The sequence below is a fragment of the Salinibacterium sp. PAMC 21357 genome (assembly GCF_000247645.1).
Taxonomy (GTDB): domain Bacteria; phylum Actinomycetota; class Actinomycetes; order Actinomycetales; family Microbacteriaceae; genus Rhodoglobus.
This window is the reverse complement of sequence record NZ_AHWA01000005.1, coordinates 335,403-351,053: the sequence shown is the minus strand read 5'-3', so window position 1 is coordinate 351,053 and position 15,651 is coordinate 335,403. Positions and strand designations below refer to the sequence as shown.

Here is a 15,651-nt window from a genome sequence, read left to right as displayed (position 1 = left end):
ATCTGTTTTACAAACTTTTCTACAAATGCTGAGACAACTGGCAGATTTATCCGTGCAAAAGATGAGCTTGCATCGCCGGACAACTTGCTACAGTCATCCTCACAAAATCTGATCGACAACTCGCAAGAATCGATTAGGGCTTTGCGACGTACGGCAGATGCTCACTTGGCATTCGCCAGGCCGTGCGCATCGAACCGTGCGCGAATCGCGCGAGAAAGCGTGAGTGCCGCGTGGTCGTCAGCGGCCCGCGGCTCAGACTTCACTCCGTGAGCGTAGCCCCTGATAACCGCGCGATCAGAGGCGAACAGGGCTCGCGTCCAGTCTGTGTGTGAAAGGTCTTGATCGCCGGCGAGAGCCTGCTGTAGCCGCTGCACCTCGTCGCGCAAAAGCGTAGGGGTATCGATCTCCCACATCCGAAGCACTTCTGGCTGCGCAGACTCCGTTGCTGCTAAACGAGCCAGAGCGTTGGACAGCATCACGAGCTCGTCGTCGCCGAGGTCTAGGGCAACCCGTGGGCTTTCCTGCTCAGATTCCGCGTGCTTTGCCTCGTCGCGCTCTACCCGCAGGGACTGCATGGTGTCGACGATCACGGCAATGAAGAGGTTCAGGGTGATGAAGGCGGCGATCAGGATGAACGGCACGAAGAAGAGCCAGGCCAGCGGCATCACTTCCATGATGGGGCGAACGATTCCCATTGACCAGCTTTCCAGCGTCATGATCTGGAACAGCGAATAGGTGGACTTTCCGATGTCACCAAACCACTCGGGGAAGGCATCGCCGAATAGTTCTGTCGACATGACCGATGCCACGAAAAAGACGAGGGACATCAACAGCGCGATGGCTCCGATGCCGGGGAATGAGCGCAGCAACGCTTCCACCACCATGCGCACTTGAGGGAGAAACTTCACGACCCGCAGGATGCGCAGAACGCGCAGTGCCCGGAGCACCGAAAGTGGGCCAGAACTGGGAACAAGGGCAATCGCAACAACAATGAAGTCGAAAACGGTCCAGCCGTCACTGAAGAACCGTTTCGGCCCGTAAGCGACGAGCTTGAGGACGAGTTCAATGACAAAGACAACGAGCGCAATCGAGTCGAGGGCATGCAGCACGCTGTACAGGGTCGTTCCCTCATCGGCTGCAGCGGCGAGGGCAATGACCACTGCGTTGACGATGATGACGGCGAGAACGGCGTTCTGAACCGGAGATGAGTCAACGAACTGAGCTAAGCGACGACGAAAAGGCGGGCTCTCGGGAGATGAAGTTAGAGTCACGCGCCCATTATTCCGGAAAGGGCACGCACAGTGCGCACCATCCGCGCAGGAAAATGCCCCGGTGAGCATCTCGTAGTCGAGCGCTCCCGGGGCAGTTTCCGTATGTTTACAAGTGGTGGCGAGTGGGGGATTCGAACCCTCGAATGCGATGCAGTCTGATTTACAGTCAGATCCCTTTGGCCACTTGGGTAACTCGCCAAGACGCCTTCGGCCACATGTATTCATCTGACCGAACGCGCTGAACCAGAATACAAGGAAACTGACCTCCATGTGACCACATCGCCAAAAGCGGGCAATGAGAGTTCTGTGCGTTGCGCGGGTAGCATGGGCGCATGGCTGATTCTTCGTTTGACATTGTGAGCAAAGTTGACCAAATGGAGGCGGAAAACGCTGTGAACCAGGCTCAGAAGGAGCTGGTTCAGCGTTACGACTTCAAAGGCGTTGGCGCCTCGGTCGAGTGGACCGGTGAGAGCCTGCTGTTGAAGGCAAACGCCGAAGAGCGGGTGAAGGCGGTACTTGAGGTCCTTGAAGCCAAGTTCATCAAGCGCGGCATCTCGCTTCGCAGCCTTGATGCTGGTGAGCCTTTTGCCAGCGGCAAGGAATACCGCATCGAGATCAGCCTGAAGAATGGCATCTCCTCTGAAGACGCAAAGAAGATCTCTAAGATCATCCGCGATGAGGGCCCCAAGGGCGTGAAGTCGCAGATTCAGGGCGATGAATTGCGCGTGCAGTCCAAAAGCCGTGACGATCTGCAGGCGACGATGGCGCTCCTCAAGGGCAAAGACCTCGAAGTTGCCCTTCAGTTTGTGAACTTCCGCTAACAGCTCCCCCGCAGCGTGGACACCTTCCTGCTGATTTTCGCGGCCACTCTTTTGGTGGCGGTGCTCTTTTCTGCGCTTGCGGGCCGAACCGTGCTCTCGGCGGCCGTGTTGTTCTTGCTTGTCGGGTTTGTGATCGGTTCAGAGACAACGGGCATCCTGAGTTTCGATTCGGCATCGTCTGAAGTCTCGACGATCGCCGAGATTGCTCTCTTCGTGGTGTTGTTCACGGATGGCATGAAGATGGGTTGGCCTGACCTGCGCAAAGCGTGGCGGCTTCCCGGTCGCGCCTTGGGTTGGGGTTTGCCGCTCACTCTCGGCATCACCGCGGTGTTGGCGCACTTTCTGGTGGGGTTGGATTGGCCGGAGGCGCTGCTGATCGGCGCCATTCTGGCCCCCACTGACCCGGTTTTCGCTGCGGCATTGGTGGGCAACAAGCGCGTTCCGCAGCGATTGCGGCAGCTTCTGAATGTTGAGTCCGGGGTGAACGACGGGCTCGCTCTACCGTTCGTCATCGTTTTTCTGGCGGTCAGTTCTGGCTCCGAAGATTTGCATTTAGGCGAGTTGGGCCTCGAGTTGCTCATCGGTACCGTGATCGGAATTGCCGTGCCGTGGCTGGTCATCAAGGCGCTCCACACCCGCCTCTTTGCGGCCGCTGGCGTGTTCGAACCGCTTGTTCCGATCGCGATCGGGTTGCTTGTTTTTGCCCTGTCAACCACGCTGCACGCCAACCTCTTTCTCGCGGCCTTCGCTGCGGGAGTCACCGTGGCGACGGTGGGGCAAAAAGAGCGCGAGGAGTTCGAAGAGTTTGGCGAGATCATCTCCGAATTGCTCAAACTGCTTGCTCTCATGGTCTTCGGGGCGTTGTTGTCGTTCAAGTTCTTGGGTGAGATCGCGTGGACCGGCTGGCTCTTCGCCATTCTCGCGCTCATCGTCGCCCGCCCGGCGGCACTCTTTGTGTCGTTCCTCGGCTCAGGCCTTTCGATGCGAGAGCAAGTGGCGGCCATGTGGTTTGGTCCGAAGGGCTTCGCCTCCGTGGTCTACGTTCTCGTCGTGGTCTCAGCAGATATTCCCGCCGGTGACCTGATCTTCCACCTCGTGGCACTCACGATTGCGCTGTCGATCATCGCCCATTCCTCCACGGATGTTGTAGTCGCCCGATCATTCAGCGAGCCTGGCGAGACCCCGGCCTGGCAGGGCCCGCCGCTGAACGGCAACGGCCCCCCTAACTAGGGCAATGACAGCAGCACCGCGGCGCCATTGCTAGCGTCGTTACTGGATAGACTTCGCCCATGGACTTGGGCAGCATTGATCTCAGCTTTACAGCGATTCTCGCGGCTGTTCTCATCCTCATCGACGTCGCGGTGCGAGTGTTTTCGATCATCTATGTTCCGCGCAATCGCCGTCCGCAAACCGCCATGGCGTGGCTGCTCGCCATATTCTTCATTCCGTATGTTGGCATTCTGCTGTTCCTCATGTTCGGTAGCCGCAAGCTGCCGAAGGGGCGCCGCGATAAGCAGGCCGAGATTAGCCAGTTCATCGTTGAGTCCACAGAAGGTATGGATCAGGTCAGTCGAGATCAGCCGTGGCCACCGTGGCTCGAACCCGTTGTGGAGCTCAATCGCACTCTCGGCGCCATGCCCCTCGTCGGTGGAAACTCGGCGAAGCTTTTCTCTGACTATAAAGAGTCGCTGGATGCCATGACTGCGGCCGTTAACGGTGCCAGCAATTATGTGCACGTTGAGTTCTACATTCTCAGTCTGGACTCGACAACCGCGCCCTTTTTCGACGCCCTAGAAGCGGCGCACAGGCGTGGTGTTCGGGTTCGAGTGCTGCTCGACCACTTGGCATCGCTGCGCTCCCCTGGCTACTTCACGACCATTCGCCGCCTGAAGCAGATGGGGGTGCAGTGGCAACTGATGCTGCCGTTGCAACCGCTGAAGTGGAAGTTTCAACGCCTCGACCTGCGCAACCACCGCAAGCTGCTCGTGATCGACAACAAGCTCGCCTTCACGGGTTCACAGAACATGGTCGACTCCACGTACAACAAGCGCGTCAATAAGAAACGCGGCCTCCAGTGGAAAGACCTCATGGTGCGCTTTGAGGGACCAATCGTTGCCGGAATTAACGCGCTCTTCATCACCGACTGGTACAGCGAAACGAATGAACTGCTCGTGCGCGAGAGTGCGTTGGCCCCGCCAATGGCCACCGAAGCAAACCTTGACGCCCAGGTTGTGCCAAGCGGCCCCGGCTTCGAGGGTGAGAACAACCTGCGCTTGTTCAACTCGTTGCTCTATGCCGCTCAAGAACGCGTGATCATCACGAGCCCCTATTTCGTGCCAGACGACTCAATGCTTTATGCGATCACGACAGCAGCTCAGAGCGGGCTAGATGTGCAGCTTTTCGTTTCTGAAGTCGGTGATCAGGCGCTGGTTTATCACGCCCAACGCAGCTACTACGAGACGCTCTTGCGCGCTGGAGTGAGAATTTGGCTCTACCCGACGCCAACGGTCTTGCACGCAAAGCACTTCACGATCGACGACCAGATCGCGGTGATTGGCTCGAGCAACATGGATATGCGTTCGTTCAGCCTCAACCTTGAAATTTCGGTCATGATGCATGGCGCCGAAATCATTGCCGACATGCGTGTCCTCGAGGAGCAATACCGCAGCGTGAGTCGCGAACTTACCCTCGAAGAGTGGATGGAACGCCCGCGGCGCTCCAAAGTGCTCGACAACATCGCACGACTCACCGCCGCCGTTCAGTAGAGCGCGTCGGTGCTACCGCGCTAGTTGCTGCCAACCGCTTTCGAGGCTGCAATCATTTCGTCGCGGTCGACGAGCTTGATGCGCGCGCGGCCTTCAGGTTCTCCGAGAGCGATTTCGTGAGCATCCAGCAGCTGCCAGCCCTGCAGGTTGGTGTAGTCGACGTCGCGACTCTTCAGCAGATCAACAACGGACTGTTCTTCTGGATGTTCGGGGCTCCACCAGTTTGCTTGGTCATTCATGACGTGTTTGATGGTTTCCATCGCGTCAGACTTGGTGTGACCGATGAGACCGACGGGCCCACGCTTGATCCAACCGGTCGCGTAAACGCCGTGCACCGGCTCGTCGTTGTCGTCAATGACTTGGCCTTCGCGGTTGGGAATTACTCCGCGGTGGTTGTCGAACGGGATGCCGTCGAGCGGCGATCCGTAGTAGCCAACAGCGCGATACACGCTCTGCACCGCAACTTCACGGAACTCGCCAGTGCCGACAACGCCGCCTTGCCCGTCGGGCTTGGTGCGTTCGTAGCGGAAACCTTCGACACGATCGGTGCCGAGCACTTCAACGGGGCCGGCATAAAAGTGCAAGTGCAAGCGACGTGATGCTGTGCCCTTTTCTTGGCCGCGCCACTTCGTGAAGATTCGGTCAAGCACCATGATCTGTTTGTTGGACTCGATCGCCGCTTTCGAGGCATCGTCGTAGTCGAAATCTTCTTCATCGACGATGAGGTCAACATCGTCGAGCTCGCCGAGTTCGCGCAACTCGAGCGGGGTGAACTTCACCTGCATGGGTCCGCGACGACCAAACACGTGCACGTCGGTCACGGGGCTCGATTTGAGGCCCTCATAGACGTTGGCGGGAATCTCTGTCGGCAGGAGGTCATCCGCGTGCTTAGCGAGCATTCTGGCAACGTCGAGTGCAACGTTTCCGTTGCCGATAACTGCGGTCTCTTTCGCGTCGAGCGTCCACTCGCGGGAAACATCGGGGTGACCGTCGTACCAGCTGACGAAATCGGCGGCACCATGGCTGCCGGGCAGGTCGATTCCGGGGATCGCAAGCGGAGCATCCCGCACCGCACCCGTAGAGAAGATCACGGCGTTGTAGTGCTTCTTGAGATCGTCGAGGGTGATATCGCGCCCATAAGTGACGTTGCCGAAAAGACGGATGTTGCCGGTATCGAGCACATCGCGCAGAGCATTCACAATGCCCTTGATACGCGGATGATCGGGGGCAACGCCATAGCGTACGAGACCATACGGCGCGGGCAACTGCTCGAACAGGTCAATCGACACGTCGAACTGTCGTTCTGCTTTCAGCAGGATGTCTGCGGCATAAATTCCGGCGGGGCCGGCACCAACAATGGCGAGTCTGAGCTTGCTCATCGGCTGTAGTTTCCGTTCATCTCGAGGCAGCGCGGGCGAGTAGGGAGTGCTAGTTAGAGCGTTCAACAACACTCTCGGCGAAACGCGTCAGGGCTTTCTTGACAGGGCCATCAGGAAGCGGCGCGAGAGCAGCAACCGCTTCACGGCCCCAGCGACGAGCCTCATCCAAAGTCTTCTTCGTAACCGAGTGCTCCCGCAGTTCGGTCACTGCGGCATCCAGTGCAGCATCATCGCCTTCGCCATAGAAGTTGGCGTTGACATCACGCTCAATGCGCGTCAGCAAATCGGCGGCATCGCTGTCTGTTGTGGCCAGCTCGCGCAGGAACAACAGCGGCAACGTAGCAACACCGCTGCGCAGGTCAGTGCCGGCCTTCTTGCCCGTCTTGCCGGTCTCGCCAGAAAGGTCGATGACGTCGTCGATGAGTTGGAAGGCGACGCCAACTTTCTCCCCGAAATCGCGCACGGGCACCGTGTATTCTTCTGGCGCATTAGACAACATGACGCCGACTTCGGCCGCCGCAGCGATGAGCGACCCGGTCTTATCTGCCAGCACCTGAAGGTAGTGGTCGACCGGATTCTCACCAGGCTTCGGGCCCAGAGTTTCGTGAAGCTGTCCAAGGCACAATCGCTCAAAGGTGTTCGCCTGCAACATCAGCACGTCTTTGCCGAGGCCCGCAACGAGCTTGCTCGCCCGCGCAAACAACAGATCACCCGTCAGGATCGCGACCGAGTTTCCCCACACGTTTTGTGCGCTGGGCACGCCGCGGCGCAGCTGCGCCTCATCCATAACATCGTCGTGGTACAGCGAAGCCAGGTGAGTGATTTCCACGGCCTGCGCGGCCGTCACCACGTTTGGATTATTGCCAGAACCCAGCTGAGCGGTGAGCAGCGCGAGAACGGGACGCACCCGCTTGCCACCAGCCTCAAGCAAGTAACGGCTCGTGGCATCCGCAATGTCATCAGCGAACTTCATGTGCGCAAGAAGACCGGCTTCAACCTGCTCGAGACCTTCTTCAATCGCGGCAGCAAAGCGGCGCTCATCGCTAGAGGCAAAAAGCTTTTCGCCCAGCCCCAGAGAGGAACTCAGGGTGTTGCTGCGGCGAGCAGAAGGAACGCTCGGGTTCACTATCAACCGGTTTCTTTTGCGAAGCGCTACGGCTTCGGTGTGGCGTCTTTGGGGGTCTTGGGGGTCCTGATGGTCTTGATGGGCCGAGTGGCGAGATCTTTGCGCTTGGCGACCGAAGCGAGCACAGTTTCATCGACAGGCTTGTGGCCGCGGTGCATAGCAACGATGCCCGCCGTGAGATTGCGGTATGCGACCCTGGTGAAACCAGCAGCACGAATCCACTGGCTGAGCTCACCCTGATCTGGCCATTCACGAATCGACTCTGCAAGGTACGTGTAGGCCTCAGGGTTCGAACTCGTGCGGTCAGCAATGATCGGCATGACCCGGTTCAAGTAAGTGAAGTACCCGGCACGCACAATGGCAACCGGAGGCTTAGAGAATTCGGTGATCACGAGACGACCACCAGGCTTGAGAACTCGGAACATCTCTGAGAGAGCGGCGCGGGGGTCATTGATGTTGCGCAGCCCAAAACTGATCGTCACGGCGTCGAACTCGTTGTCACCAAAAGGCAGCTGCTCAGCATCGCCCTGAACAAACTCGATCTTCTTGTGACGCTTGCGAGCCTGCTCGACCATGCCTGTAGAAAAGTCGAGGCCAACAACTCTGGCACCGTTGCGGTGAAGAGCCGCTGAACTTGTGCCAGTGCCCGACGCAATATCGAGGATGCGTTCGCCCGCTGCCGGCGCAATAGCGCGCACCGTGGCAGCCCGCCACAGCACCGCGTTTCCGGCCGACAAAACCGTGTTTGTGCGGTCGTAATGTTTTGCGACACCGTCAAACATTCCGGCCACGTCGTCCGGTCGCTTATTCATGTCTGCCTTACCCACCCCATCAGTCTAGGGCGCTCTGACCAGATGCTCACTTCCTTCGCGGCAACTGACAGGTACTCTGATAGTTGTGAGGCATAATTGGGCTCCCCTACAGCCCGTACCCGACCATAAAACAGACGATTGCGATGACTAGCCCGCGCGAACCGCTCAGCATTGTTACGCGCCCCAGTGGCGCGGTAGACCGCATCCTTGACTGGATCGCGCCCGACCACCCCCTCGCGTTTGTGCGCAATGGTGACGGAATCGTCGGAATCGGCGAACTACTCCGCCTCGAATTCCACGGCGCCAACCGATTTTCCGAAGCCACCGCAGCGTGGAACGAACTTTCTCGCACCGCTGTAGTGCACGACAGCGTTAAACGCGCCGGCACCGGGCTCGTAGCATTCGGCAGCTTTGCCTTTGCCGATTCGTCCGCCGCAGTCAGTGTGCTTATCGTGCCCCGCATCATCATCGGCAGCCGCGACGGCATCCAGTGGGTGACCTCCATAACCAGCGGTGAAGTGAGCGGACTGCCCGACACGACCGATCTCATCGCCAGCATTCCGCGCACTGCCCTCGGTGATCCAGTGCACCTGTCATTCGCGCCAGGCGAAATGAGCCCCAAAGGGTTCACCTCGACCGTAAAAGCAGCACTGCGCGAAATCTCGAAAGGTCATGCCGCGAAACTCGTAATCGCCCGGGATCAAAGGGGCTCCTTGCCCGCCAACGCCGATCTGCGAGTGCCCATCGATGCCCTGGCGGCCTGCTATCCCGATACCTTCACTTTTGCCGTCGATGGCCTTATCGGCTCGAGCCCCGAAACTCTCGTGCGCGTTCAGAATGGCGCCGTGAGCGCCCGTGTTCTCGCCGGCAGTGCAGCGCGCGGCGATGACCGCATCTCCGATGGGCGAGCAGCCTCAACCCTCGCGAGCTCCGCTAAAGATCAGAAAGAACATGCGCTCGCGCTTGCCAGCGTGATGGATGCCCTGCTGCCGCTGAGCAGTGAACTGTTTGCGGCATCCTCACCGTTCGCCCTGCAATTGCCGAACCTGTGGCACCTCGCGACCGACATCGAGGGGCAGCTGACCGAACGTTCAAGTGCGCTCGATCTCGTGGCCGTTCTTCACCCGACTGCAGCGGTGGCGGGCACCCCAACACCGGCCGCGATTCGCATCATCGACGAGCTTGAAGGTTTTGACCGCGGTCGTTACGCCGGGCCGGTTGGCTGGGTGGATGCGAACGGCAACGGAGAATGGGCGGTGGCGTTGCGCTGTGCGCAAGTCGACGGCACGAACATCACGGCGTATGCCGGTGCCGGCATCGTTGCGGGCTCAGACCCGAAGAAGGAACTGGCGGAGACCGCGCTGAAGTTTCGCCCGATTATCGAAGCGTTCGGCTAAGAGTCTGGTCTTCTGCGGGTATCTCGCACAGCTAGCGTTCGCGAGAACTGCATCCGGCCCTAATCCGACTGAGCGCGCCTTCCCCTGGGCACGTTCTTGGGGCGCCCGGGCGATTCAGGTGGCAGATCGAGCCCCGTGAACGGTTCACTCGCCTGAATCAAAACTCCATTGGCACGAAACTCATCGATGAGTTCAGCAGCAACAGCGCGCACGACCACAGCGTGAGGGAACCCGGTACGAAGGCTTAGCGTCAGCCGCACCCCTCCAGGCACAGGAACAGTCCAGGCCGCAATCTCTGCCGAGCCGTGCGGCTTTCCCGCCATGGTAGAAAATATCTCAACAGGCAGCACCTGATTGAGAAATTCCCTCGCGGCAGACCCGATTCGGTAGATACCCACCCCGGCAGCAACATCGCCGTGAAGACGGTACCGGTGGCGTGTCATCGCCGCCAGGACGACCTCGTGCACCGACGCGGGCCCTAACGACACCTCCATCGAACGGGCGGGATAATGCTCAATAGAATCAGTGCGGCCAGCGGGACTCATTTGTCTTCTCTACCTCTGCATAATCGCGGGCTGCCGCATCTAGGGCGCGAGCAACCTTATTGAGAATATCCTTCACGCGCAGCCCCGTGAACAGAATATTTTGTCCCCACCTTTATCGTGCCCGCTAGCTGGCAGCCAGCCGCCTCTTCTCCGCCTCAACGTCGTAGTCAGCGCCCGGCCATTGCAGATCCATCGCCTCCAGCGCCTCCAACAGCAGTTGCTGAACCGCTAGCCGGGCGTACCACTTGTGGTTAGCCGGAACCACATACCAAGGCGCAGCGTCAGTAGTCGTGCGCTGAAGTGCGATCTCGTAAGCCTGCTGGTAGTCAGCCCACAGCAAGCGCTCATCCACATCGCCGGGGTTGTACTTCCAGTGTTTTTCTGGGCGATCAAGTCGCTCTTGCAGTCGCTCTTTCTGCTCTTCGGCACTGATGTGCAGCATGACCTTGATCACAGTGGTGCCCTGCGCAACAAGTTCATTCTCGAACTCTTCAATGATTCCGTAGCGCTCTTCGATGGTCTCGGGGGTGGAGAATCCACGCACTCGGTGAATCAGCACATCTTCATAGTGCGAGCGATCGAAGACTCCAATGTTGCCCGCGGTCGGCAGCTCCTTTCGGATGCGCCACAAAAAGTCATGCGACTTTTCTTCCTCCGTTGGCGCCTTGAACGCATGAATCTGCACGCCTTGGGGGTCGACGCCACCAATTACGTGACGCAGGATGCCGCCCTTGCCCGCCGTGTCCATGGCCTGCAACACCAGCAACACTCGGCGCTCGCCACCAAACTTGCTCTCAGCGAAGAGGCGCTCTTGTAGCGCCGCCAATCGCTTAGCGTTTCGCGACAACTGTTTCTCGGCATCTTTCTTGCCGCCCTCAAAACTGGGAGTCGACGAAGGATCGATACCGGCAAGCTCAAAATCGGCAGTGACAGGAGAGAGAGTGCTCATGCGCTCAAGGCTAGTCCGCGTGCACCGCCGAGTTCAGAAAATCTCAGGCACGAATTAGCGCACGAGCCCGGCAACGGCAGCGCCTAGTGCGGCTGCACCTAACGCGGCAGTGGAACTTCGATGATGGTCGGCTCAGGATGAGCCGACAGTGCCTGATCGAGTTCGCCGCGCGTCGATGCCCGAACATAGCGCCAGCCATAAGCAACCGCGAGCGCCTCGATGGAGGCGTTTTGCTGAGTCAACAAGACGCGATCGAAGCTGTCGCCAGCCTGGTTCGCAACTTCAAGCACATCAAAAATGGTGCCGCCATCATCGTTACCAACAATGACTTGGATGCGCGGGCGGGGCTCCCCCACACCAAACATGAGGGCCCCAATATCGTGGAAAATCGCGAGGTCGCCGAGCAGTACTCGGGTGACTCCCTGGTTGCCCGGCTCGGCCTGGCTGGCGAGGGCGATTCCCAACGCGGTAGAAATTGTTCCGTCGATTCCGGCCAGCCCACGATTGGCGTGCACCGGAATCTTCTTGCCGGGCACAACACGGTCTACTTCTCGGATCAATCGCGAAGCACCAAGAACCAGTCGGTCGTGGGGCCACGTAGCTCGCCATACAGCCTCAGCGAGCATGCGACGGTCGACGGGGGTGCGCACAATCGCGAGCTCCGACTTGGCGTGAGTGCCAGCATCCGCCTCAATATCGGGGGCAATGCTTTCGGTCTCGAGCAACTGGCGGCTTGAGGATACCCAGCGACCGAGCCACGCCCGGTCAGTGGGCTCGCCCGATACAGAAACTTCGTCGACGAAGAGCCGAACGCAACGACCAGGGTTGTAATCGTCGGCAGACGGATGCCGCACCACGATGGTCTGAACGCCGGGTCGCTGAATCAGCGCCGGAATCTCCCGACTCAACGTGGGGTGTCCGAAGACAATAACGCGCGCCACCCGGTCACCAAAGTTGGCGGCGTTGAGCAGCTCGCGATAGGCAACAACGAGGTTGGGCCCGAAGTGGGCGCCACTGGCTGCCTCAGCAATCAAGGGAGCACCGAGCTCGCGGGCAACTTGCTCAGCCCGTGGGCCAGCGCCCGTACCGGCAATGACCACGGTGGCAGGGGAAGGGCTCAACGCAATCTTCGTTGGCGCTTCTGGCGACTGCTCAGTGGGTGATTCCACCGCGGAATCAAGATCGCTAAACAAGTCAGGGAACGGAGGTTCGCTGGGGGCCGACACCTCGGGGGCCACGTCTACCGCCGACGGCTGCCACGCGAAAGGTGCCGATAGCGGCTCGTCGAAGGAGAGGTTAAGGTGCACGGGGCCATGGACCGCGGCGACGGCGTCGCGGGCAAGCTGTGCTGCAGCATCCATCTCTCCAGCAGCACCCGTTGGCGCTTCGACATCCCACGTTTGATGCACTGCGGTGCCGAAGATACCGGGCTGCTGGGTGGTCTGATTAGAGCCAATTCCCCGCAAGGAATCGGGGCGATCGGCGCTGATGATGATCAGGGGAACCGCCGAATGGTGCGCCTCGAGCACCGCAGGGTGCAGGTTGGCGACCGCCGTGCCTGAGGTCGTGACGACCAGAACAGGAAGCCCGGTCTCGACAGCAAGACCCAGCGCGAGAAATGCGCCAACTCGTTCGTCAATGCGCACCCGCAAGCGCAACAAACCCTGCTTCTCAAATTCGGCAGCAGCAAGCGCGAGTGCCTGCGAGCGCGAACCGGGACTCACCACAATGTCTCGAACGCCGAGACGAACGAACTCTTCGAGAAGGGCTACCGAGAAATTAGTGGCCGGAGAGCTAGTTGGTCTTATCGTCATCGTCGAGATCTGCTAGTTCCTGTTCAAGGCGGCGAATGCGTTCATCTTGTTCTTCTTTGGCGCGCATATTGCGCAAGAAGTCGGGGTCATCATCGGGGGCAAGCGTGCGCGTGCGACCAGCGCTGCCACTACGTGCCTTGCCAAGCATGAACCACAGCACCACCCCAATAACGGGAAGGAGCACGATCACCAGTACCCACAACGCCTTAGGCATTGCGCGAACTCGACTGCGATCGGTGAGGATCACATCAACAATGGCGAACACGTCTACCGCGACTAGCGCGAATGCGAGAACGACAAGTAGACGAGGCATGCGCCCATTCTACGCTCGCAGACTGCGTGCGGGATGCGAGCCTAGACTGATGCGGTGAAACCTTGGATCATCTACTCACTCTTGCGGCTCGGAATCTTTGCGGCGGTCTTTGCACTGCTGATGGTCGCGCAGGTGGAATGGTGGCTCTCGGCCCTTATCGCCGCGATTCTCGGATTCGCGATTTCGTATATCTTTTTCGGCAAGCTTCGGGATGCTGTTGCTCTCGATATCGTGGCACGCCGGGCTGGCCCCAGCCACGACCCCGACCGTGATGCTGAAGACGCGGAATCAGAACTCGGCGCCGGAGAACCCGACGCCGAGCGTCGCGATCTAGAAAGCGACCGCTGAAGCGAGCCCTAGGCCGAACAGCAGCGCCGTCATCCCCGTGAGCCGCAGTGCCAAGATCAGTTCGGCTGCCGATTTGGCGGTCAACACGATCACGCATGCCGGTAGGGCTACGAGCAATACGAAGTAGACCAAGAAGGCGTTCACGTAGAGCAGCGTGAAGACGCCCAAGATGCCGAACGGCACAAGCATGGCGACTACGTAGAAGACGCGCGATGGCACGTTGCCCATCATCACAGCGAGCGTGCGCTTGCCGGCAACCTTGTCTTGGTCGATGTCGCGGATGTTGTTGACCATGAGCGTGGCAACAGCGAAGAGCCCGACGGCGACCGCAGCCAACCATGACTCCAAGGTCACGGTATCGGCGAGCACATAGGTGGTTCCGGCAGTCGCGACGAGCCCGAAGAAGATGAACACAAACACTTCGCCAAGGCCGAGGTAGCCATACGGTCGCTTGCCACCGGTGTAGAAGTAGGCGGCGATGATTGCGAGGGCGCCGACGGCGAGCATCCACCAGTGTCCGCTGCGGATCACAATGATGAGCCCGGCCACAGCGGCGATGCCGAACCAGACGAACGCCACGGTGATGACGGTGCGTGGTCGAGCAGCACCCGAGCCGGTGAGGCGTCGGGGGCCGACGCGGTTCTTGTCGGTTCCGCGCACTCCATCGGAGTAGTCGTTCGCGAAGTTGACACCGATCTGAAGCGATACCGCAACAATCAGGCAGAGCAGCGCGCGCAACCAGTGCCAGCCAGCCCCATCTTCTTCATGCGGCAGCACGTAGGCGGCTGCGGTTCCGAGGGCCACGGGGGCGAAGGCCAGCGGCAACGTTTGAATACGGGCTCCGCTGATCCAATCGCGCGCTGTTGCTTTCGCAATCTTGGGTGCTTTGGGCGGGCGACCACCAGGGCGACCGCTTTTCTTTGCCGAATTGGTGCTCGATTTCGGTGCGACGGTTTTGGGGTCGATGCGTTGCTGTTTAGGAGAGGCCACGGTGGGATTCTACTTAAGCACTACTGACGCCAGCGCCAAGCGGTCGGGTTTTCCTGTAGTCAGCAGGGGAATCGTATCGATCAGCATGACGCGAGCGGGCGCTGCTGCAGCCCCCAGTTGCGCCGAAACTGAGTGGCGAACGGCATCAACATCGATCGAGACTGTCGTAATGACTACCGCTGCTTCACCCCATTCAGGATGCGGTGCGGCAACAACCACCGCCGCACTCTGGCCGGGTAACGCGCGAACGGCGTTCTCTACTTCAGCCAGCGAAACCTTGACTCCGCCGGAGATGATCATGTCATCGGCACGGCCGCGCACCCGAAGCACTCCGTCGACAATCTCGCCGACATCATCGGTGCGATACCAGCGGGTGCCGTCGTGTTCGCGGAACGAGAATGCGCTGCGCCTGGGGTCGTCAAGGTAACCGACAGCCAGCATGGGGCCGGCTAGTTCGATTCGATCATCCACGAGTCGCATTTGGGCGGTGGGCAGCGGCCGACCATCCCACACGCACCCGCCGCTGGTCTCACTCGACCCATAGGTTGTCGAGACGGTGATTCCGCGAGCGCGGGCCGCCGCCAAGAGTGTCGGCGGGGTCGATTGGCCACCGACCAGAATTCGCGTGAAGGTCGCGAGCACCGCAACGGCATCCTCAGATTCGAGAAGTCGGGCTAATTGAACGGGCACGAGCGAGGTGAAGCGTCGCTCAGCGGTGAGTTCGGTTGCGGCCGCCACGAAAGTCTCGGCAGTGAATCCTTTGGGCGACATCATCACCGGAACGGTGCCCGCAAAGTGCGAACGTGCCAACACGTTGATGCCCGCAATATAGTGCGCGGGAACCGCCAAGAGCCATTGGCCTGGCCCGCCCAATAGCTCATCGGATGCCGCAGCACTCGCCTTCAGCGCGGCAGCACTCAGCATGACGCGCTTGGGTCGGCCGGTCGATCCGCTCGTTTCGACGACGACGGCGACTTCCGCTGGCACGGTCTCTGGCAGACCTGAGGGGGAGGCAGGGTGCGGCAGAATCGCGGCTCCTGACCCGTCGAGTGCTGGCACTATGGCCGCCCACACTTTGCGGGGGTCTCGTGCGTCGACTGACCAGAGTTCTCGTGTCATCG

The 15,651-nt window shown here is 59.8% G+C and carries 15 protein-coding genes and 1 tRNA gene; 5 read left to right on the top strand and 11 right to left on the bottom strand.

Annotation, left to right across the window (positions count from 1 at the left end; translation table 11 throughout):
- Positions 1-161: 161 nt before the first annotated feature.
- Positions 162-1,271, bottom strand: coding sequence for an ion transporter (locus ON14_RS11975; RefSeq protein ID WP_010205421.1), 1,110 nt, complete (start codon positions 1,269-1,271; stop codon positions 162-164).
- 113 nt (positions 1,272-1,384) lie between these two features.
- Positions 1,385-1,469 (bottom strand) — tRNA-Tyr (locus ON14_RS11970).
- 134 nt (positions 1,470-1,603) lie between these two features.
- On the opposite strand from ON14_RS11970, the gene ON14_RS11965 reads away from it, so the two are divergent.
- The 3 genes from ON14_RS11965 to cls are packed head-to-tail and all read left to right on the top strand — an operon-like array spanning position 1,604 to position 4,857.
- Entirely contained in the window at positions 1,604-2,092 is a 489-nt protein-coding gene (locus ON14_RS11965; RefSeq protein ID WP_010205420.1) for a YajQ family cyclic di-GMP-binding protein, read from the top strand.
- A gap of 15 nt (positions 2,093-2,107) precedes the next feature.
- Positions 2,108-3,322, top strand: coding sequence for a cation:proton antiporter (locus ON14_RS11960; RefSeq protein WP_010205419.1), 1,215 nt, complete (start codon positions 2,108-2,110; stop codon positions 3,320-3,322).
- Positions 3,323-3,381: 59 nt separating this feature from the next.
- Positions 3,382-4,857 (top strand): cardiolipin synthase, encoded by a 1,476-nt coding sequence (gene cls / locus ON14_RS11955; RefSeq protein WP_010205417.1) that lies wholly within the window; start codon positions 3,382-3,384, stop codon positions 4,855-4,857.
- A gap of 20 nt (positions 4,858-4,877) precedes the next feature.
- Here cls and ON14_RS11950 read toward each other — a convergent pair whose 3' ends face one another.
- From ON14_RS11950 to ubiE, 3 genes are read right to left on the bottom strand one after another with little or no spacing between them, the layout of a single operon-like run.
- Positions 4,878-6,236: an FAD-dependent oxidoreductase gene (locus tag ON14_RS11950; RefSeq protein ID WP_010205416.1), complete on the bottom strand. Its 1,359-nt coding sequence runs from the start codon at positions 6,234-6,236 to the stop codon at positions 4,878-4,880.
- 49 nt (positions 6,237-6,285) lie between these two features.
- Positions 6,286-7,362: a polyprenyl synthetase family protein gene (locus tag ON14_RS11945; protein ID WP_010205412.1), complete on the bottom strand. Its 1,077-nt coding sequence runs from the start codon at positions 7,360-7,362 to the stop codon at positions 6,286-6,288.
- Positions 7,363-7,388: 26 nt separating this feature from the next.
- Entirely contained in the window at positions 7,389-8,189 is an 801-nt protein-coding gene (gene ubiE, locus ON14_RS11940; RefSeq protein ID WP_202800950.1) for a bifunctional demethylmenaquinone methyltransferase/2-methoxy-6-polyprenyl-1,4-benzoquinol methylase UbiE, read from the bottom strand.
- A gap of 128 nt (positions 8,190-8,317) precedes the next feature.
- Here ubiE and ON14_RS11935 point away from each other — a divergent pair, with 128 nt between their 5' ends.
- Entirely contained in the window at positions 8,318-9,571 is a 1,254-nt protein-coding gene (locus ON14_RS11935; RefSeq protein ID WP_010205406.1) for an isochorismate synthase, read from the top strand.
- 59 nt (positions 9,572-9,630) lie between these two features.
- Here the strand turns inward: ON14_RS11935 and ON14_RS11930 are convergent, their stop codons facing one another.
- The 4 genes from ON14_RS11930 to ON14_RS11915 all read right to left on the bottom strand — a co-directional run bounded on the left by ON14_RS11930 (position 9,631) and on the right by ON14_RS11915 (position 13,192).
- A complete protein-coding gene (locus tag ON14_RS11930) occupies positions 9,631-10,116 on the bottom strand; it encodes a hypothetical protein (protein WP_010205405.1) in 486 nt (161 codons plus the stop codon).
- Positions 10,117-10,240: 124 nt separating this feature from the next.
- Positions 10,241-11,065, bottom strand: coding sequence for a polyphosphate kinase 2 family protein (locus ON14_RS11925; protein WP_010205404.1), 825 nt, complete (start codon positions 11,063-11,065; stop codon positions 10,241-10,243).
- Positions 11,066-11,163: 98 nt separating this feature from the next.
- Positions 11,164-12,879, bottom strand: coding sequence for a 2-succinyl-5-enolpyruvyl-6-hydroxy-3-cyclohexene-1-carboxylic-acid synthase (gene menD / locus ON14_RS11920; protein WP_010205401.1), 1,716 nt, complete (start codon positions 12,877-12,879; stop codon positions 11,164-11,166).
- Positions 12,860-13,192 carry a PLD nuclease N-terminal domain-containing protein gene (locus ON14_RS11915; protein ID WP_010205400.1) on the bottom strand — a complete coding sequence of 111 codons (333 nt, stop codon included), beginning with the start codon at positions 13,190-13,192 and terminating at the stop codon, positions 12,860-12,862. The genes menD and ON14_RS11915 overlap by 20 nt, the downstream gene beginning before the upstream one ends.
- Before the next feature lie 54 nt (positions 13,193-13,246).
- Between ON14_RS11915 and ON14_RS11910 the strand changes: the two genes are divergently transcribed.
- Complete coding sequence (locus tag ON14_RS11910) at positions 13,247-13,540, top strand: DUF4229 domain-containing protein (RefSeq protein ID WP_010205399.1); 294 nt, start codon at positions 13,247-13,249, stop codon at positions 13,538-13,540.
- Here ON14_RS11910 and ON14_RS11905 read toward each other — a convergent pair.
- Both ON14_RS11905 and ON14_RS11900 read right to left on the bottom strand, forming a co-directional pair.
- The gene (locus tag ON14_RS11905) at positions 13,523-14,530 is read right to left on the bottom strand and encodes a 1,4-dihydroxy-2-naphthoate polyprenyltransferase (protein ID WP_010205398.1); all 1,008 of its coding nucleotides are present in this window, start codon (positions 14,528-14,530) and stop codon (positions 13,523-13,525) included. The two genes, ON14_RS11910 and ON14_RS11905, sit on opposite strands and share 18 nt — an antisense overlap.
- Positions 14,531-14,539: 9 nt before the next feature.
- Positions 14,540-15,649 carry an AMP-binding protein gene (locus ON14_RS11900; RefSeq protein ID WP_010205397.1) on the bottom strand — a complete coding sequence of 370 codons (1,110 nt, stop codon included), beginning with the start codon at positions 15,647-15,649 and terminating at the stop codon, positions 14,540-14,542.
- Between the last annotated feature and the right edge of the window lie 2 nt (positions 15,650-15,651).